Source organism: Clostridium sp. OM05-9, from assembly GCF_003481465.1.
Lineage (GTDB): Bacteria > Bacillota > Clostridia > Lachnospirales > Lachnospiraceae > Coprococcus > Coprococcus ammoniilyticus.
This window is the reverse complement of the sequence record NZ_QULF01000003.1, coordinates 370,204-390,202: the sequence shown is the minus strand read 5'-3', so window position 1 is coordinate 390,202 and position 19,999 is coordinate 370,204. Positions and strand designations below refer to the sequence as shown.

Annotated in this window: 15 protein-coding genes and 1 CRISPR repeat array; of the genes, 4 read left to right on the top strand and 11 right to left on the bottom strand. The window is 37.6% G+C overall.

The features are described 5' to 3' along the window. Window positions 1–315: 315 nt before the first annotated feature. Complete coding sequence (locus DXB77_RS07220) at window positions 316–1,407, top strand: fibronectin type III domain-containing protein (protein ID WP_118662901.1); 1,092 nt, start codon at window positions 316–318, stop codon at window positions 1,405–1,407. Window positions 1,408–1,603: 196 nt separating this feature from the next. Then, entirely contained in the window at window positions 1,604–2,554 is a 951-nt protein-coding gene (locus DXB77_RS07215; protein ID WP_118662900.1) for a PIN domain-containing protein, read from the top strand. Window positions 2,555–2,872: 318 nt separating this feature from the next. Then, a CRISPR array of direct repeats spans window positions 2,873–7,125; the repeat unit is 36 nt; unit sequence GTTTGATTCACTTATTCACTTACAAGACTCTCAAAC. A gap of 58 nt (window positions 7,126–7,183) precedes the next feature. On the opposite strand, the gene csn2 is transcribed toward DXB77_RS07215, so the two are convergent. The 10 genes from csn2 to DXB77_RS07160 form a co-directional block, all read right to left on the bottom strand. After that, a complete protein-coding gene (csn2, locus tag DXB77_RS07210; RefSeq protein WP_118662899.1) occupies window positions 7,184–7,843 on the bottom strand; it encodes a type II-A CRISPR-associated protein Csn2 in 660 nt (219 codons plus the stop codon). Beyond that, window positions 7,840–8,145, bottom strand: coding sequence for a CRISPR-associated endonuclease Cas2 (gene cas2 / locus DXB77_RS07205; protein WP_118484708.1), 306 nt, complete (start codon window positions 8,143–8,145; stop codon window positions 7,840–7,842). The genes csn2 and cas2 overlap by 4 nt, the downstream gene beginning before the upstream one ends. A 4-nt stretch (window positions 8,146–8,149) precedes the next feature. Beyond that, on the bottom strand, window positions 8,150–9,022 hold the full coding sequence (gene cas1 / locus DXB77_RS07200) for a type II CRISPR-associated endonuclease Cas1 (RefSeq protein WP_118662898.1): 873 nt from the start codon (window positions 9,020–9,022) through the stop codon (window positions 8,150–8,152). Then, window positions 9,019–13,047, bottom strand: coding sequence for a type II CRISPR RNA-guided endonuclease Cas9 (cas9, locus tag DXB77_RS07195; RefSeq protein ID WP_118662897.1), 4,029 nt, complete (start codon window positions 13,045–13,047; stop codon window positions 9,019–9,021). Before cas9 ends, cas1 begins: the two co-directional genes overlap by 4 nt. A gap of 572 nt (window positions 13,048–13,619) precedes the next feature. Next, complete coding sequence (locus DXB77_RS07190) at window positions 13,620–14,012, bottom strand: pyridoxamine 5'-phosphate oxidase family protein (RefSeq protein WP_117785333.1); 393 nt, start codon at window positions 14,010–14,012, stop codon at window positions 13,620–13,622. 35 nt (window positions 14,013–14,047) lie between these two features. After that, window positions 14,048–14,668 carry a flavin reductase gene (locus tag DXB77_RS07185; RefSeq protein ID WP_117785332.1) on the bottom strand — a complete coding sequence of 207 codons (621 nt, stop codon included), beginning with the start codon at window positions 14,666–14,668 and terminating at the stop codon, window positions 14,048–14,050. A 231-nt stretch (window positions 14,669–14,899) separates the two neighbouring features. After that, window positions 14,900–15,529 carry a manganese catalase family protein gene (locus tag DXB77_RS07180; RefSeq protein WP_118484702.1) on the bottom strand — a complete coding sequence of 210 codons (630 nt, stop codon included), beginning with the start codon at window positions 15,527–15,529 and terminating at the stop codon, window positions 14,900–14,902. Beyond that, entirely contained in the window at window positions 15,530–15,793 is a 264-nt protein-coding gene (locus DXB77_RS07175) for a spore coat protein CotJB (RefSeq protein ID WP_008401169.1), read from the bottom strand. Between the two features lie 3 nt (window positions 15,794–15,796). Next, complete coding sequence (locus DXB77_RS13300) at window positions 15,797–16,120, bottom strand: spore coat associated protein CotJA (RefSeq protein ID WP_021943635.1); 324 nt, start codon at window positions 16,118–16,120, stop codon at window positions 15,797–15,799. A gap of 346 nt (window positions 16,121–16,466) precedes the next feature. After that, the gene (locus DXB77_RS07160) at window positions 16,467–16,727 is read right to left on the bottom strand and encodes a type II toxin-antitoxin system prevent-host-death family antitoxin (protein WP_117785330.1); all 261 of its coding nucleotides are present in this window, start codon (window positions 16,725–16,727) and stop codon (window positions 16,467–16,469) included. Window positions 16,728–16,922: 195 nt separating this feature from the next. On the opposite strand from DXB77_RS07160, the gene DXB77_RS07155 reads away from it, so the two are divergent. After that, a complete protein-coding gene (locus DXB77_RS07155; protein WP_118616111.1) occupies window positions 16,923–17,501 on the top strand; it encodes a nucleoside recognition protein in 579 nt (192 codons plus the stop codon). After that, a complete protein-coding gene (locus DXB77_RS07150; RefSeq protein ID WP_226801035.1) occupies window positions 17,498–18,028 on the top strand; it encodes a nucleoside recognition domain-containing protein in 531 nt (176 codons plus the stop codon). The genes DXB77_RS07155 and DXB77_RS07150 overlap by 4 nt, the downstream gene beginning before the upstream one ends. A 31-nt stretch (window positions 18,029–18,059) precedes the next feature. Here DXB77_RS07150 and DXB77_RS07145 read toward each other — a convergent pair whose 3' ends face one another. Continuing rightward, window positions 18,060–19,865 (bottom strand): metallophosphoesterase, encoded by a 1,806-nt coding sequence (locus tag DXB77_RS07145; protein ID WP_118662896.1) that lies wholly within the window; start codon window positions 19,863–19,865, stop codon window positions 18,060–18,062. Window positions 19,866–19,999 lie beyond the last annotated feature (134 nt).

The following is a 19,999-nucleotide window of genomic DNA, read 5'->3' as shown; positions in this document are numbered from 1 at the left end:
ATTTTTTATATTCTGTTTGTGTCTATGGCAATATACCTTGTAATATGGCATACACGAGGCTTTCGTTATGAGATGCACGCTGGCAAATTAGAGTAAGCTACACGAACCTCAGACTTCGCACTAACGCTCGTCTTCACTAAGTGCTCCGCTCAGCCGAAGGTGAGTTGGCACAGGAGTATTTACGAAAAAGACATATGCATCGAATAGAAAACGAAGTGTGTCATTTATAAGGTATGTTGACAAAGGCACAAGCAGAATATAAAAATACATCAAATATAAACTGTATATATCGGACGAAGAAAGGAGTTGAAGGTTATGAACAAAAAGATTATCAGTCTCATACTCATGTTTATTATGATCGGAGAGCTCATGTTTACGAGCATGCCAGTCGTAAAAGCCAGTGACTATCTTGACGTAACAGCTACCGCTACCTCGATCACCTCGGTGAAATTGTCATGGGGAGCACAAAAAGGAGTTACGCAATATAAGATCTACCGGGCGGTTGCGGATGAGGATTGGAACGCAGGCAAATACAAACTGATCGCAACCATTTCGGGTAAGAAGAAAAGCTATACCGACAAAAAAGCGAAACCGGAAAAACGTTATACTTATATGATACGTGGTTATAAAAACAAAAAGAAAGTTATCGAAACCGGTATCCCAGCTTCTGCCTATACAGGCCCTGTGTGTTCATTTGACGAGTACCAGTTTGCAGAAGCCCCAAGAAGCCCAAAGTCGATTACGCTGAAATTATACAGTTCAGGCGGCATACTTCCAACCGGATATGAAATCTACCGGAAAGAAATGGGTATCGTAGGCTACAAGAAGATTGCCACAGTCAAGAAAAGTGTAGACAGTCTGAACTACAAAGACAAGACAGTAACAGCAGGCAAGACATACCGCTATAAGGTCAGAACTTATCTTAAAGTCGGCAAGAAGAAATATTACAGTGCATTTACAGACTACGAACAGATATCTGCAACAAACCGAAGCGGTAAATATACGTTCAAATTTGACAACAGTGTAAAATGTGCTGATAACGAAACAGTATATAAGATTACCAGCAAAGCCTATAATGACACATTGAAATTATATGACAATGCTGTACTGACGATTGAACTGGACGATGGTTCGACCATTGAAACAGGTGTTGATATCATTTCCTATCGCAAAGGTGATGACCCATGGAAGAAATACAAAAGCAACCAGAGCCTGACTCTTAAGGCAAATGAAACACTCCGGCTCAAGGTTCGTGCTACACAAGATGTAAAGATTAAGAATCTCAAAAATGTACAGTCCTATGAACTGAATATGGATGTTACTTATAGTAAAATAAGCAGTTTTCTCTGGGCTTACCCTTATGCCGGTACAGCTAAGACTGTTATGAATTCAGAAGCGATTCATTAAATAACCGCATAATATAAAGCACCTCTGCTCCATGGTGGTTATATGATACAAGACAGAATTTCTGAAATGTATTGCATATGAAACTACTATGGGGTGGAGGTGTTGTTTTTTTGCCGACATTTATGTCGACATTTTCTTGTTCAGTTAGATATAATTATATGCTATACTTATTTTGTTCTGGTTAAATGAGGTGATCATGAGAAATATATTTTTTGTAGATAGTGAGAACGTCGGCGATTCCTGGATACAACTATTTGATTATCTGAATGACGATGACTGTATCCTTGTATTCTACACCGACAAGTCTCCTAACATGTCCTATGCAAATGTTGTCGCATTGAAACAGTCCCCTTTTGAACCTGAGTTCATCCTCTGTGAAAACGGGACTGATAATGCCTTAGATTTTCAACTTGTAACCTACCTTGGTTCGTATACAGTTAAAAATCCGGACGACAACCTCATCATTGTTTCAAAAGATAAAGGTTTTGACAGCGTGGTACATTTCTGGACGGAACGCGGATACCATGTATGCCGCAAGGCTCCCTCCATTTTCCACACACTGGCAAATGAACTATCTGTACAAAAACCGCTGCTTCCTGCAATTCCTGCTTTTGCTACAGTACCGGAAAGTATTGATGATTCAGTAATAAAGGCAGAAAATCCAAAGCCGGACGTGATCGTAGAAGCCACTCCCGCTGCGAATCCTGTCAAAATTGCTGTTTCTGCTAAGATTGATAAACAGGCTGCTATTCCAGAAGCTGTATCTACGCCGCTGTATGATAAGGAACAGGTCGATACATTACTTTCCTGTGTCGGGAAAAGTAATCTATCCGCCATCCACAACATACTTATATCTATCTACGGTCAGGAAAAAGGAAGTTATATCTATGGTATAGTAAAGAGTTCATCCTACGAGATACCAAAGGTCAACTGGCAAAAGAAAACAAAATACCGTAAATTCTTATCGATTGTTTACTCTAATGCCGGTATTGCTCTCATTGATGATTTCTATAAAAAACTATACCCGCATAAAGCAAACCTTCGGGAAATTCACAACCTCTTCGTAACCAAGTATGGTCAGGAAAAGGGTACCGAATACTATCGCTACTATAAATCGCATGCAGAATTTCTGCAGAAGACATTCTAGCATGTAATAAAAAGGAACCAGAACAAAGTTCTCCCCCGCCACAGGAGCTGAATCGCATATAGGGGATGTGGTAAGTAAGGCTGTGGTGGGGGGAAATAGCATTCTGCTATATCTATATAGTCATGTTCTTACATATCTTTCAACATACACTTTGTTTACACTCATATATACATTATTCTTCAACCAAATCAGTTAAATATTCTAGTAACTCTTCCTTAGGTGTATCACTTTTTATGAGTGCTATAACCATCTTTATAATTCCTTTAAACTGATTATTTGTGATTTGATTATTGTCCATTAATTAATTCCTTTCTTAGTTTTTCTTCTTATCGTTTACTTACAAGGCTCTCAAACAGCCGGACGCTGACAAGTCATTGACATGCGTTTGATTCACTTATTCACTTACAAGACTCTCAAACAGCTTAGATAACTTTTCTGTGTCTGTTCCAGTTTGATTCACTTATTCATTTACAAGACTCTCAAACTGATATATCCAAAATCTGTGCCACTCTTGCGTTTGATTCACTTATTCACTTACAAGGCTCTCAAACTTCTTTATCTTATGCATGTATTATAGCCGAGTTTGATTCACTTATTCACTTACAAGACTCTCAAACCGTGAAACATCATATCGTGTTTGTTGTTAAGTTTGATTCACTTATTCACTTACAAGACTCTCAAACATCATAAGATAAATAGTCACTAATTGGATAGTTTGATTCACTTATTCACTTACAAGACTCTCAAACTCTCACAAACTGAAAGCACCACGCTTCATCGTTTGATTCACTTATTCACTTACAAGACTCTCAAACTTTAGTCAAGCATGAATGCAACCATGTTGTAGTTTGATTCACTTATTCACTTACAAGACTCTCAAACGATTAGGATATTCCTTTGGTAAGGATAATAGTTTGATTCACTTATTCACTTACAAGACTCTCAAACTGGGTCTGCCGCCATTTTGATTGATGATAAGTTTGATTCACTTATTCACTTACAAGACTCTCAAACGCAAAAACAATTGTAAAGATTTTACATTTGTTTGATTCACTTATTCACTTACAAGACTCTCAAACAATATCTCCAGCGCCGCAGGCAAACCTTCCGTTTGATTCACTTATTCACTTACAAGACTCTCAAACTGTTCGGTTGTTACTGTTCGCGATTGACCAGTTTGATTCACTTATTCACTTACAAGACTCTCAAACTATGGGTCTGCGTCACCAGTGCCAACAGGGGTTTGATTCACTTATTCACTTACAAGACTCTCAAACGGCTTTGGTTCAGTTCCAGAACCTGACATTGTTTGATTCACTTATTCACTTACAAGACTCTCAAACTGCAAAGACAGGTGGAATGAATGCAGTGCAGTTTGATTCACTTATTCACTTACAAGACTCTCAAACCTCCCCAAGGTCTAAATTTACAATCGCCTAGTTTGATTCACTTATTCACTTACAAGACTCTCAAACCGCACTTGTCCAGTGTCCGTTTTTATCTTTGTTTGATTCACTTATTCACTTACAAGACTCTCAAACAAATCTCTACTATTCCAGATAGCTCCAATCGTTTGATTCACTTATTCACTTACAAGACTCTCAAACTGTTCCCTTTAACAGCTCACGCTCGATGAAGTTTGATTCACTTATTCACTTACAAGACTCTCAAACCGAAAAGTAGCATCTGGAATGATTAAACTGTTTGATTCACTTATTCACTTACAAGACTCTCAAACTCATGACATGGAAGAAATGGACCATTGTGGGTTTGATTCACTTATTCACTTACAAGACTCTCAAACACATCATACTGTATGTCACTATTTACAACCGTTTGATTCACTTATTCACTTACAAGACTCTCAAACAATTATCAAAGAGATAAGGAACAATTATATGTTTGATTCACTTATTCACTTACAAGACTCTCAAACGAGGATTACGAGAACAAAAGATCGTATCGTGTTTGATTCACTTATTCACTTACAAGACTCTCAAACATCCCAAGGGCTGTAGAAACTGTGCCTGAGTTTGATTCACTTATTCACTTACAAGACTCTCAAACTCGTAAAGACGTTAAATAAATACTATGCGGGTTTGATTCACTTATTCACTTACAAGACTCTCAAACCATGATGCGCAATTTGACATATAAAAAATTGTTTGATTCACTTATTCACTTACAAGACTCTCAAACATAAACATTCACGATGTCTGTATCCGCGTTGTTTGATTCACTTATTCACTTACAAGACTCTCAAACTTAGGTGTCCGATATTCTTTTTTTTCAGACGTTTGATTCACTTATTCACTTACAAGACTCTCAAACAGGGTAGACGCAAGGAAATGCTGGCAATCTGTTTGATTCACTTATTCACTTACAAGACTCTCAAACTTCATTCTGCTTGTTACTACTTTCATTTTAGTTTGATTCACTTATTCACTTACAAGACTCTCAAACAACAGCTACTTCCATCTGACCGACAAAATCGTTTGATTCACTTATTCACTTACAAGACTCTCAAACACACTGTCTGGCATTTCTTCCTCAAATTCCGTTTGATTCACTTATTCACTTACAAGACTCTCAAACGATAATCATTGCCTTCTTCTAGTTCTGTTAGTTTGATTCACTTATTCACTTACAAGACTCTCAAACCAAGCTCAATATTAAATATCAATCTAACTTGTTTGATTCACTTATTCACTTACAAGACTCTCAAACCAATCACCGATTGCACTCTTAACCTCGTCTGTTTGATTCACTTATTCACTTACAAGACTCTCAAACCATCATCCCAGACAGGAAGCCCATCATACTGTTTGATTCACTTATTCACTTACAAGACTCTCAAACCCTACAGCAAAGAATTTCTCATCCAGTTCAGTTTGATTCACTTATTCACTTACAAGACTCTCAAACCTGTGAAACTTTATTTTAATTTTTCAATAGTTTGATTCACTTATTCACTTACAAGACTCTCAAACAAGTAAAAAAGTTAGCACATTTTCTGGCTAGTTTGATTCACTTATTCACTTACAAGACTCTCAAACTCAACAAGACCAATCGCAAGATCATCATAGTTTGATTCACTTATTCACTTACAAGACTCTCAAACAAATGTTACAAAACCTTATCTGATTTTACAGTTTGATTCACTTATTCACTTACAAGACTCTCAAACACTAAACTGTCGGTAACAGCGCCACTCTGAGTTTGATTCACTTATTCACTTACAAGACTCTCAAACACAAGAACGCTGTTTACACAAGGTCAGAAAGTTTGATTCACTTATTCACTTACAAGACTCTCAAACTCAAAGACAATGATATAGTTATGTCTGGATGTTTGATTCACTTATTCACTTACAAGACTCTCAAACACAGGTTATCACTGAAATGGGAGTGCAAACGTTTGATTCACTTATTCACTTACAAGACTCTCAAACTCGCATTTTCTCCTCTATCACCGGTATTATGTTTGATTCACTTATTCACTTACAAGACTCTCAAACAATAGTTACATAACATATTGCCAGTTACTTGTTTGATTCACTTATTCACTTACAAGACTCTCAAACGGATTTAACCAGTTCCTTGCTGAGACGCTTGTTTGATTCACTTATTCACTTACAAGACTCTCAAACAATGTCAAACTCTACTGTCTGTGGAAGACTGTTTGATTCACTTATTCACTTACAAGACTCTCAAACCTTGCGTGTCCTGTCGTTGGATGTGCGTTAGTTTGATTCACTTATTCACTTACAAGACTCTCAAACCCGACCGACCGCCCCGACATTAATATATTCGTTTGATTCACTTATTCACTTACAAGACTCTCAAACTCCGTCTGATCCTTGACCGGCTCTGATAAGGTTTGATTCACTTATTCACTTACAAGACTCTCAAACGTTTGATCCACGATAACCACCGCCGTACTCAGTTTGATTCACTTATTCACTTACAAGACTCTCAAACGGCGATAGAGAACAGCAAGCCGCATAAGGAGTTTGATTCACTTATTCACTTACAAGACTCTCAAACGGCAACACTGGTGTATGCTCATCAGCAGAGTTTGATTCACTTATTCACTTACAAGACTCTCAAACAATAGCATTTCCGCAAGTGTTATTTGCGTAGTTTGATTCACTTATTCACTTACAAGACTCTCAAACATATTTACACCTCTTTTCTTAAAACACCCAGTTTGATTCACTTATTCACTTACAAGACTCTCAAACATGAAATCGTTGATAAAATAGAAAAGCATGTTTGATTCACTTATTCACTTACAAGACTCTCAAACTTATACCGAACAAAGGTTGACATCATCACGGTTTGATTCACTTATTCACTTACAAGACTCTCAAACAAAAGCCATTATCCGTCAAGGCAACAGTTGGTTTGATTCACTTATTCACTTACAAGACTCTCAAACAACATTGCCAACGTACCACGAATAGATGATGTTTGATTCACTTATTCACTTACAAGACTCTCAAACCTTAATCGCATTGAAGAATTAATTGATGCGTTTGATTCACTTATTCACTTACAAGACTCTCAAACCCCAAATTATAAAAATGGGACTCTCCCCGAGTTTAACACATAGACATATGCTGTAAGTTTAATCTGACTCTATTATACAATATTCTTTATCAAGAATATACATTTTTTCATATTCCAAACATTTCTTCTGCTGATTTTCGAATAAAATCAGATGGATTTTTTCATAAAAACAGCTTATATATAATTCTTTCAATTCATTTTCAGATAAATAGGTCTTCAGATTCACAAATATGAATACAGATATATGACATATCCGATGAAGAGTTTTAATATAATTACTTATCTTCTCTAATAATGAATCGCACTCATTATCAATATGCACATTATATAACTTTAACAACCCCTGAAAATTCTGTTCAAAATCGAATGTAACATCATATGGCACGGTCTCTATTGCCTGTGAGATCATTGAAACAATCTGTCCTTGCAACTCTGCCATTTCCTGAACAAACCAGTCATTTGCAGAATTATCAATCTCTTGGTATAACTTCTGGATTACTTTTCGTTCATTACAATCCAATAGAAATGGATTTATAATAACCGATGCTATTTTATCAAAGGTTAGAATCTTATCAGGCTCAGATAACACCCAGTTCTCTTCAGATATCATATCTTGTATCAGTACTGAAAAAATTTCAGGATTCTCCACTATTAAAATATTTATCATATTTTCTTCTATCTGAATGTCAAGATTATATAGTGAATATACTAATCTCATAAAATCACCAACCTTTGATCCGTGTTCAATACTTCATTTGAAGATTCTCCAACAATATATTCCATTTTCCCATATTGTTTTTCTGTAACCTTTAAAACTTGCACCAAACCTTCTGATGGTCTATTTTTTCGTATATTTTCTATTATTGTCTCTCCAACAGAAGAATTCTGTGCAAGTTTGCAATATACAGACTCCTGCATCATTAAAAATCCATTTTTCACAAGATATTTCCGAAATGTCCGATATGTTTTTCGCTGACTGGCAGTTATTACCGGAAGATCAAAAAAGACTACTATTCTCATATATCTATAACTCAAAGCTGTAAAATTTCATAAGAGATACGTCATTATCTCGTAATGCATCAAATATACTTTTACAATATAGTTTAATTGCATTACTAACATATTCTGTTCGTCCTCCTATAACAACCTCCTCCTGTAATATTCCTAATATCTGATGTTTTTCATCCGTTTCAAATTTCTCTGGTTTCATTACCACTACTTTTCTATCCACCAAAGGACGAAACGGTTCCATGAGATCAGATCCTAAATTAAACTGGTTAAACATATTATCATGAAACAGTCCTAATTGCGTTATATAACCATTCGAAACAATTTCACGATTAAACATTGATAGTATAATACCATAACCATAATTCAATGCTGCGTTAATACTATTCTCATCTGTTCTTGAAAAATCCAAACCAAACAGTGCATTAAAATATACTTTTGCAGCATGTCCTTCTCTGTTTGTTGCATCTCCAAATTGCAGCTCTGTAATATATGTATCTAATTGGTCCGCTTCTTTTTTATGAAATACCCGTAGCAAATCTGCCTGTTTTCGTATCTTTTCTGCAACAATTTCTGTCCAAATAAGAGATTTCTTTTCCTGATTCCATTTAATCTGTTCCCTTACCTTCGCACTTGTATCATGACTTCCGTAATACGGTATTAGTTCTGATGATGGATTTCTTTTTTCATCACAGAAAACTACTTTTATTTTCTTTTTCATCAACTCACTCAATAATGCCGCAGTTATTGATACTGCTGTAGATTCTATGATTACCAAGGATATCTCTGTCAGATGAATCTTAATTACCTTATCTGTCCGAACAACGAGATATCCTAATTGATAATCCATTTTTGCGCTATTTGCTACTACTATTGTGCGCCAACTCATACTGTCAGCAGATTAACTCTCTGCTCATATAAACCTGTTACTGATTGGTTAATTAATAGCATCTCATCAAGAGCTGTAATATCTTTGCTTATTAACATTACACCTGTTTTTTCTGCTTCACCTATTAATTTCAAATTTGCACTACCTAATGCAGTCTGAGTCAATTTTAATATCTCTAATAAAATTATTACTTGATCCGTTATTTTTAGTTCAATAAAATCACTTCTTCTCTTTATTAGGAGATCCCCTACCGGATTAGGACGCGTATTATATATTGTATTAATATGCTTATCCATTAACACATCATATAATCTAATATTCTTTTCCTTTGATATATTTTCATCTTTATCTTTTTCTAATTTTTTTATATAATTTACCCAGTCCTGCACTAAACATAGTGATACCATATTTCTTACATACATTCTATTTCCCGTCTTACCTGTAATCTGCATATAATATCCATTTCTCTTAATCAAAGACTGAATCAAGATTTTACGCACTCGTATATCAGGATTACTTAACTTCAAAACATCCAAACAATATCTTTCCAGTTCTGCTGGATTTTTTTCTATGCGTTCTTTCCACATAATCGGTACACTTTCAATTGTTCGAATACGTTTTCCCTTTTTACCATCATGTTCTACCAACATAAAATATGCAGTTGACACACTGGTAAATCCGCCATATTTCGTAACATCCTGCATTCTTTCATCTGAACTCTTCAGCGGAATATATGTTCCTTCTTTTGCCTTACTAGCCGAATATAACGTTTGATTAGCCAGTCCTCCTGTAACCTCATAACTCATTCTAGTCAACAAAGGTGTATTTCTCGCCATCGTTCTTTTTATTGTTTCCATTGTTGCAGTCTGCCCATTTCCTGATTGTGCAACCCAGCCTATATCATCACCACGTTTCACATCCTTAGCAAACATTTTTCCAAGATTATATGTTCCATGCTCTCGGATAAAATTAATCGGGTTCTTAGTAAACTTCACATAATATACATTACCTATAACTATATTAAGATACGCATCATGTGCGTGATGAAAATCATTTACAATTCTGGACTTCAGTAAATCATTATCACTTCTGAACTCAGACACATTTCTTGCTTTGGCATATACTAATGTAGTATCTGGCAAAGCTTCCTGTAATATAGTCGCAACTCCTTTTGTACCCTGACTTGTTTCAACTAACTGTCTTGCAATAAACCCTGCCTTTTGTTCATCAGTAAATGGATTTCTTCCAGTTAATCGTTTTAACTTTTCGTCATTAATAAGATTTTTTCTATGTAGTTCTCTCCACCAATTCACCTGTTTTTCATAGATACCAGACTCCAACGGATACACATCGCTTTTATGCGCATTTGATTGTTTTTCAACCAACACCATATTGTTTTCAAGATTATCATCCTTTACATAATGTCTTGGATAAATATGATCAATATCGTAAAGGTTATTATTAAATAACTGATCCAGATCAATTGGTCTTCCTGTATACATACATCTTCCCATCTGGGTAAGATACAGATACATTTTTTTACTTCTGATTCTTCCATCTTTATCAGCATCTTCTATCACTTTACGCCAGTCTTTATCCTCATCTTTTATCTTTGAATAAAGCTCATAAAATTTCTTAGCTCGTGAATCCTTTATATCATTTTTCTGCCCATGTTCACGCGTCATTTCAATAAATAATCGCTCTGGTTGACATCCCATAACCTTTGTTACTTCTTTAATGATTAGAATCGTCTGCCATATCATCCTCTTTACCGGTGCTGAAAAATACATATGGTCTAAATCTTCCGGCTGTAATTCAGTTAATACCTTATATGTTGACTCCTGCATATTTTCAAGTTCTTCTTTGAATGTATAGGAATCCTGAGCAAGCAATTCCATCAGATTATCGTTTGTTTCCCATAACATACGAATTAACGAATTAACTTCCCCTGTCTCTTTGCTGCACCCCTGAAGTTCCAGAAATTTTTTTGACAAATTTCCCCAATCTCTGAATTTTATTCCAAGAATACGCTTGATCTGTGCACCTGTAAGCACTTCACCATATTTCTCCAGTAATTGTTCTTTCAGAAAATGCTTAGAATCTCCATAAACGGTACACCAGAAAATAATCTGTTCAACCATTTTTTTGCATGAATCCTCATAAATCGCATCTCCAAATATTGCTTTAAACTTTGCAAATGATTTTAAAGTATTATTTAAACCATCCATTAAACCTGTAAGTTGTTCTTCATCTTCTGCCTTTATTACTCCCCGCCCTACAAGATATTGCATAAGACTCTTTTTAGTAACGCGTTTTCCCTTTTCACATAATGTTCTATATATGTCCTGTTTAATATCTACTGGAAGCTTCTCACCATATACCTTTATATTATTTAATTCATTTAATACACAAAAACTCTCATATTCCAACGACTCTTTCGGTAGAACCTGTTCATCATTCATATATGTGCATCTTCTTACCATGCGTGAAATAAATTTCTCTGATGTCTTTTTCATATCAATCTTCTGATCAATATTCCATGGAAGCACTTTTCCTTCTTCTTTACGAACTACCCAGCCATTTCCCCCAAACTCTGCACTTTTCTCGGTTGTCGGTCCAATATAATAAGGGATCTGAAATGCAAATAATTTCTGAATCCTTTCAGAAACCGTATAACCGGACTCATCTTTTTCCTTAAGAAACGGCAAATAATTTTCTGCATTGGCAAGAATCTTCTTCATTTCCTTTAAATGAATCTGATTTGGGATAACACCATTCGATGCAGTCAACTGTTTAGGCAAGAAATTATCCAGCTCTATCTGCATCATAATACATGTCTTTTCTTCATTTTCCGGCATATCTTTCAACATTTTTTTCAGTGCAGAATACAGATCTTCTTTTTTATTTCCAGCCATATTTCTTCTTTGCTTTTCATGTGAATTAACAGAATGCACATACGCACTATACGAACCTTTTTCTGTACCTCTAAACAGGAAATCAAACTGTTGCTGTGTTCCGTATTCTTTTATGTAATGCTTTAAACAAGCTAAGTCACTCTTATGTTTTTCATATTCAGCAACTCTGGCATCCGACAAATATGTATATCCATTCATTATTCGATTCAATATAGCTGCATCATATATTTCTTTCATTATGAGTATTAAATCATATTTTTCTTCACCAATAGCCTCACTGATTTCTGTTGCTTTTTCTTCAAATGCAATATCTGAAAAATTAACCTTTATGGTTTTATCAAAATCCTCTGGCAAAGTGTCTCCAAACATTAACTTTACACTTTTATCCAAACCGAGCATGCATTCAATTAATGCATATTGTTGTTTATCCTTCCGTGTTACATGTAACAACTCTGCAATTAATTCGCCCTTTCTTTTTCGAGATAAATCATTACTACTCAAATAATTTTCCAGCTCCTCATACCTTATGTCCGTGGCAAAAGAAACTCCCAATTGCTCTGCAGCCTTGTCTACAAAATCCGTATATATATCTTTAATCTTCCTGCTTTCCCCATCCGCACTAAGTGTAGCATTTAAGAAATGTCCTCTGTGTTTAAACATATTCAATAATGCTAAATATACCAATCGTACATCATGTGGCTCTTTTGATTTAATCAACTCCTGTCTAAGATGAAAAATTGTAGGAAATTCTTTGAAATATTCTTTATCTGTATATTCCGCATCATTAAATATCCCATTACTTTCTCTTACAATCTCGTCTTTATCTTCCTCATGATATTTACTGTTTTTTAATCTCTGATAAAAATTAGGATCTACCTGATGTATCGCATCATGAAAATATTCCTGTAACAAACCAATCCTGGCTACCTGTCTCTGTCTTCTTCGTCTGCTTACACGATGTGTCCGACGTTCAACTGCTGTAGCTGCTTCTTCAAATTCACGTATTCCCCACATATCTTTTCCTTTTCTTCTAAGCAGTTGATAGTGTTCATCTGTTACTGCCCAGCCTACCGACGATGTTCCCATATCCAATCCCATAAAATATCTCATACCATTTCCTCCTAAAATTAAAATTATCTATTGCATTTTTATGAACAACCTGTTATCCTTAAATAGAACTTACAAGACGAGTGCAAATAAGGTTTATCCGAATCCGTCGTAAGACTCTACATGGTGTAGAACAAATAGACTTGGTAACAAGTCTTTTTTTGTGTCTTATTTTTCTGTCTATGTAGTAATTTTCTTATTCTGGTTAGAATCATTATACAAACTATGATGTACAAAAAATTTCTCATTGTATATGTTATTGTTTATTATTGTGAATTTTTATTTGCTGCGAAGATATACTATCTTTACAATCAAACAATACACATTCATTCTTGGAGCTTAAGTGATAAACTTAAAGAAATGTTATCTCAGACCCGCCCCCTTTTATTATGGAAATATTATACCTTTATTTGTCATAATGCGCAATAATATACGCATATTTTGTCAATTTAAAGAAAATATTTTTTTCTTATCTTATCCTATCATTGCTAATAGTTACTTTTATAAATATGTTACAAACGCACAAACGCCCCCGCTTATACAAGCGAGGGCGTTTGTCAAACCATGTAATACATTTAAAACTTCACAACTTCCGGTTCGTGTGTAAATGATGAAAAAGTTGCTGTTGCATTCTTAAAATAAAATACCTCGGTGTTACCATCATCTGCGGAATACATCTTCTGTAATGAAGGGTATGCATCTAACATAGACTGTCTTGCTTCTCTACGGTCATCTTCCACCAATTCTCCTGCTACACGAAGCCATTCTCCATTCATAAAAGCACAGATCTCAACCTTCGGATTTGCATGGATCTGCTTTGATACATCTTTTACTTTGCCTGTCTGTATGTATAACTTGCCTTCAAAAATATGGGCAGTTCCAAATGGTCTGACTCTTGGCTGGTCACCCTCTACAGTTGCTAAATAATAAGTTTCTGCGTCCTTTAAAAATTTTGCTACTCGTTCCATAGCATTGTCCTCCTGTTTATAAGCTTTTTAATAGCTTACGCCTCATACACCGGCTCAAAATCCTCTACCCCATGTCCACATATCGGGCAAGTGAAATCTGCCGGCAGCTCGCTTCCTTCATATACATAATTACAGATACGACAGCGCCAGCCTACGATCTTCTTGTCCTGGGCTTTCGGTTCTGCTTTTGGTTTTACCTTTGTCTGATAATCCGCATAAGTCAGCGGTGCATTTTCATTGATCAGCTTGGCATCTACGACTTCTGCGATAAATAACGTATGTGTGCCAAGGTCGTGCTGTTCTACTACTTTTCCGCTGATCACGGCACAGGCATTCCATCCCATATACGGAATGTCATTGCAGTCCTTTGGCATCTGCAGCTCTGCGAATTTGTCCACATCCCTGCCGGACTGGAAACCGAAATGTTTTATCGTTGCAAATGAGCAGGTCTGATCCAGAATACTTAAGGCAAATATCCCGCTCTCTTTCAACAGATCACATGTATAATTCGTGTTTAACACAGATATCGCAACCCGAACCGGATTACCTGCCACCTGCATACATGTATTTGTAATGCAGCCATTTACCTTCTCCCCTGATCTGGTGGATAACATGAATACACCATAGGATAAATTATAAATCGCTTTTTTGTCCATATACTTGTACCTCCCAATAAAGTATGATTTGTTTTTTCATCCTTGCAAACAAATAATTTTATACTCATTATACCACAAACCGAATAAATTTATAATTCTTTTCAAGAATTATTCTCAATAATATACATTGTAAAAAAATCAGGCAGCTTGATATCCCCGATTCAGGATTGCTGCCTGATATTTTTTTCTGTCGCTACTATATAATAATAAATAACCGGCAGTTGCTATCTTCTACTTTCCGCATTTCTCCACACATGGAGCGCTTGTGTCAAATGCTGAGTTAAATGCATAGAAGTTCTTTGTATCCATCTTGTCGCGGACAATGCCAAGGCTTTCACCGAAGCGCTGGAAATGTGCGATCTCACGTTCACGAAGGAATTTGATCGGCTCATATACATCCGGGTAGTCTTTGCAGAGACGCAGGATATTGTCATAAGTCGAGCGGGCTTTCTGCTCTGCTGCCATATCTTCGAAAAGATCCGTGATCGGATCGCCTTTGCTCTGGAATTCGCAAGCATTAAATGGAATGCCGCCTGCTGCCTGCGGCCAGATTCCTAAGGTGTGATCGATGTAATATTTGTCAAATCCCGATGCCTTAATCTCCTCGATCGATAACCGGCAGGTAAGCTGGTAAATGATCGTGGCAACGATCTCCAGATGTCCCAGCTCCTCTGTACCGATATCGGTAAGAATTGCTTTCACCTTATTGTCCGGCATCGCATAACGCTGGGACAGGTACCGCATGGATGCACCCATTTCACCATCCGGTCCGCCGTATTGTGAGATTATTGCCTGCGCAAGCTGTGCATTTGTCTCTTTGATATTTACCGGAAACTGTAATCTTTTTTCATAGATCCACATTTAACAACCACACTCCCTTTCCCATGGCCAAGGTTTGTCAACCCAGTCAAAATAATTGTCGTCATTTACCTGATATCGGTTCAATGGACCATAGGCGGTCGTGTATTCGCGGACTGCCTGCTGCCGCATTGCTTTATAATTGCTGTATGCTGCCAGTGCCTTTGGACATTCCGGGTGAGTGTCCAGATACAGGGAAATGTCATCCAACGCGAAGGACACTTCTGTTATAAAGGCAAAGAGCTGCTGTTTGTTCATATTATTCATTGCCTATTTCCCCCTTACACCACAAAAGATCAGATTCAGATCCGGGAACATGGTTCCTTCGCACAGACCCTTTTTCGCATCATAAAGTTCCCCAAATTCCTGACTTGGCACATACGCCATACCAATCGGATGCGGACTGAATCTGCCACAGGTCTCTACATCCTTTCTTGTTGTTTCGCAATGATCCTGTCTGGAAGGACAGCCGCCTGTACCCTGACGGTTTCCATTGCAGGAAGAGGCATTGCGGTTATTTGCATATTGCATCATGAGATTTGGCTGAGCAGGGTATCTGCCACCATTTCTGTTGCAGTTTCTATACTGTTCCAAATGAATATACCTCCTGAATTTACATATTATTCATCTCTCTATACTTTATGGGGAAAATGTGAAAATGTGACATATTACAGGATGATTGAGACGAATACATATAAAAAGAGCAGTAAATCTGATAATTTTACTGCTCTTTTTATATGTATTAATTTAACAAATTTTCTATATTTCTTGCACCATACAATAACCGTCGTACTTCCATAATATCATCAATTACCACATAATAAATCACATAATTTCTTACATATATCCGGTAATATGGATATTCACGTTTTTTTCTGGAATGATATTGTTCAAACGCTACCGGATTGTTTAATCTGTCAAATATCTTAGCTTGTAGATTTTATCTTGCATCCATCACACTCCTTGCTTTGCTAAATACTTCTTCATGTGAAAGTCTTTTATCTGTCGCTTTTGCCTGTCTGTCAGCTTCATCAAGTTTCATTTCAACATTCTCTGTAAGATTAGCATACTCTTCCATACTTAAAACAACCATCGCCCCATATCCATTTTTCGTTAAATATACAGGCTTTCCACTATTCACAATTGTTTCAATTTCAGGGAACTTATTTCTAAGATCTGAAACCGGTCTAATCTGTATCATTTTTATCACTCCTTTTTATTCCATGCTTCTTGTTGTTAATATATTATCATTATTTTATCGTTATTCTGATATTATTGCAATATAGAATATATAAAATTCACATTGTATGAATTTAAAAATCGATAATACTATAGCATACTTCCCCCATATTCCCGCATATATTCATTATGTAAAAGCAAAATCAAAGGGGCTTCTATGATTAATCTGATCTGGGCTGCCATGATCTTAGTCGGTATTATCACCGCACTTCTGACCGGGCATATGGAAGATGTGAATGCAGGTATCATTGATGCCGGGAGTGACGCCGTTTCACTCTGTATTACCATGCTTGGAATCGTTACGATGTGGTGTGGAATTATGAAGATCGCAGAGCGCACCGGTCTGATGAAGAAATGGTCATCGAAAATGTTCCCTGTCATGAAGCTCTTATTCCCGAGACTTTCCCCGGAGCATCCGGCATATGAATATATGTGTACGAATATCATTGCAAATATCGTAGGGCTTGGGTGGGCTGCAACACCGCCGGCACTAAAGGCAATGCAGGAGCTGGCTAAGGACAACAAGGGAAGCAAATCTGCCAGCCGTGAGATGTGCGTCTTCCTGATTCTGAATATTTCTTCGCTGCAACTGATCCCGGTAAATATCATTGCCTATCGTGCAACCTATGGCTCTGAACATCCTACCGCCATTATCCTGCCCGGCATCATCGCAACGGTCTGCTCCACCGCCGTTGCCGTCCTGCTGGCTGTCATTATAAATAAGAGGGGAAAATGAATATGCTGACAACAATCTCAAACAGTATCATCCCGATGGTCATATCTGCTGTTGTGTTATATGGCTGTATTAAAAAGACGAATGTCTATGAAGATTTTATTGATGGGGCATTTGATGGAATGAAGATCGTAGTCGAATTAGTTCCAACACTGATTGGTCTATTTGTGGCTGTGCGAATCTTGAATGATTCCGGCGCCCTTGACCTGATCACAACCGCGCTGAAGCCGATTGCTTCTCTCATACATACCCCGGATTGTGTGATCCCCGTCATTATAACGAAGCTGTTCTCCTCCGGGTCTGCCACCAGTCTGATGCTAAATATCTTTAACGACTATGGACCTGATTCCAGAGAAGGACTCACCGCTGCCATTATCCTTAGCTGTACGGAATCTTTATTCTATACGATGTCTGTATATCTGATGGCTGCCAAAGTCCGCAAATCCCGATATATCATCCCCTGCGCCCTGTTGTCTCTCGGTGCAGGGATCGTCGTAAGTATCCTGCTGGCAAATATGTTAGTATCCTAGGGTACCTGTTTTTCAAGTGCCCTTTTTCTTTTTATTCTAACATCCGCATCGCTTCTTCCATCACCTGAAGCTTGTAGATCGTCTGCGCTACAAGATCTTCTCTAGCATTCACATCCGACTGGATTTCTCGCCGCTTCGTGTCCTGTAACTGATATCCGGTTCTGACTTCGTGAAGCTGCTCGCCTTTTGCAGCCAACTCGCGTTCAAGCCGTTCTGCATCTGCGCGTTCTTTTCGTATTCCGTCTGCCTTATTCTGATCGATCAGTCGCGCAAATACGTAACCGACCACAAAGCAGAGCACGATTGCAAGTATTGATGTAACCAGAAAACGAACCACATCTGTACCATTCATACGCTCTGACATTTGAATGTACGCCCGTGGCATCAGGAACAATACCATGATACAGAATATGACAAATGGAACAATGGCGGCACGGATACCGGTTCGTATCCATTTGCTTCTGTGTCTTGGTACGATCTGCGCCTGATTGTTCCGGGCAGTCAGAAGCTCCAGTTTGTTCTTCCGTTCCATTGCCCATGCTTCATTTAAGCGTTCCAGTACATCCGGACTTTCTGCCAGCCGTTCCTTTGCCTGTTCATATTCCTGAATATCCTTTGAGGTACGGAGTTTATCCATACCCTGTTTCAGATTCTCAAGCACTACCCGGATCGTTTCCTCATAAAGCCGGTCATTCATTTTCCGGCTGCTTCTGGTGTATATCTTTGATCGTTCTATAACAAGGTCAACTGCCAGCTTCGCCCCATCCTCCCGGATCGGAGAGTCGGCATCCAGTTTATCAAGCAATCGTCCAAATGCATTTCCCCGGTTTGCTTTTCTGTATTCATCATAATCCTCACGCTGATACACTTCTCCGATCAGCGCGGCAATCCGGTAAGTGGCCAGTGCCTCCTGCAAATGAAAGGTCTTCTCACATTTTTCCGGTCGTACCAGATAGATCGAATAAATATTTTCTTCTCCCTCTCTTGCAATAATACGATGCAATTCATCTGCCAGTTCTTCATCTGACATATAATTACTGACCGGATAGCGGATCGTCTTATATTCCTTTTGTGATGCAGGCACAAGCCGTACCGATACCACGCCATCTGATAACTTTCCCTGCACATAGCCATGCGGTCCGGTCTCCCTGTTATTGTCCGGTTCCAATACACCCGGATAACAAATCCTGCCATTGTACATATTTTTATAGGAAGCTTCATGTCCTAATCCGATATAATCAAATCCTGCTTTCCGGATCGTCGGATAATCGATCGGTATCGCACCATGATTTCCGGCATGAGCCAGCAGAATATTTGTCATCTCATCATCCGCCGGTGTCAGTTCATCTAAAACTGCCATCTGCGCTCCGGCACTATAATAGCCGGCACAATAAAGTACTGCATTTTTTTTCGGAAACCGGATAACATCGATCATGGCAGTTGCATTTTCATGCTTTACTCCATATATTGCAGAGCCTGCCGGAACCGGATTCCGATACTCGCTGCAGCCTGCCACATAAATATTTGACCGGAAAGAATAGCCCGTAAGTGCACTATCTGATTTCATGTAATCATGATCTCCCTGACAATAAATGACCGCCGTTTTATCAAGCGGCAGAAATATCTCATCAATCCACGCAAGATCTTCTTCTGTTGCCGGATGGTCAAAGAGATCCCCTGTGATAAATACAAAATCAGCCTGTAATTTTCCTGCATCAGAAACAACCTGTTTCAAGGTCGTTATCCCGTCCTTTTCACAGGTCTGTCCGAACAGTAATTTGTCTGCTTTTCGTCCGATATTCACATCACTGATATGGATAAACTGAATTGCTCCCATCGAGATCTCCCGTCTTCTCACTTCATTTTCCTGTAAAATGTAGATTTTTAACTTTATTTTCTAAAGTTTGTAAATATTTTTCCATAATTTTATTAAGTTTGACTTCTTATATACTATCATACCATATTTTTATG

Bases quoted from the DNA above. Each gene is read 5' to 3' on its own strand.
- DXB77_RS07220 (WP_118662901.1), top strand. From the start codon at position 316: ATGAACAAAAAGATTATCAGTCTCATACTCATGTTTATTATGATCGGA.
- DXB77_RS07215 (WP_118662900.1), top strand. From the start codon at position 1,604: ATGAGAAATATATTTTTTGTAGATAGTGAGAACGTCGGCGATTCCTGG.
- csn2 (WP_118662899.1), bottom strand. From the start codon at position 7,843: ATGAGATTAGTATATTCACTATATAATCTTGACATTCAGATAGAAGAA.
- cas2 (WP_118484708.1), bottom strand. From the start codon at position 8,145: ATGAGAATAGTAGTCTTTTTTGATCTTCCGGTAATAACTGCCAGTCAG.
- cas1 (WP_118662898.1), bottom strand. From the start codon at position 9,022: ATGAGTTGGCGCACAATAGTAGTAGCAAATAGCGCAAAAATGGATTAT.
- cas9 (WP_118662897.1), bottom strand. From the start codon at position 13,047: ATGAGATATTTTATGGGATTGGATATGGGAACATCGTCGGTAGGCTGG.
- DXB77_RS07190 (WP_117785333.1), bottom strand. From the start codon at position 14,012: ATGGAACGAGTAGCAAAATTTTTAAAGGACGCAGAAACTTATTATTTA.
- DXB77_RS07185 (WP_117785332.1), bottom strand. From the start codon at position 14,668: ATGGACAAAAAAGCGATTTATAATTTATCCTATGGTGTATTCATGTTA.
- DXB77_RS07180 (WP_118484702.1), bottom strand. From the start codon at position 15,529: ATGTGGATCTATGAAAAAAGATTACAGTTTCCGGTAAATATCAAAGAG.
- DXB77_RS07175 (WP_008401169.1), bottom strand. From the start codon at position 15,793: ATGAATAATATGAACAAACAGCAGCTCTTTGCCTTTATAACAGAAGTG.
- DXB77_RS07160 (WP_117785330.1), bottom strand. From the start codon at position 16,727: ATGATACAGATTAGACCGGTTTCAGATCTTAGAAATAAGTTCCCTGAA.
- DXB77_RS07155 (WP_118616111.1), top strand. From the start codon at position 16,923: ATGATTAATCTGATCTGGGCTGCCATGATCTTAGTCGGTATTATCACC.
- DXB77_RS07150 (WP_226801035.1), top strand. From the start codon at position 17,498: ATGAATATGCTGACAACAATCTCAAACAGTATCATCCCGATGGTCATA.
- DXB77_RS07145 (WP_118662896.1), bottom strand. From the start codon at position 19,865: ATGGGAGCAATTCAGTTTATCCATATCAGTGATGTGAATATCGGACGA.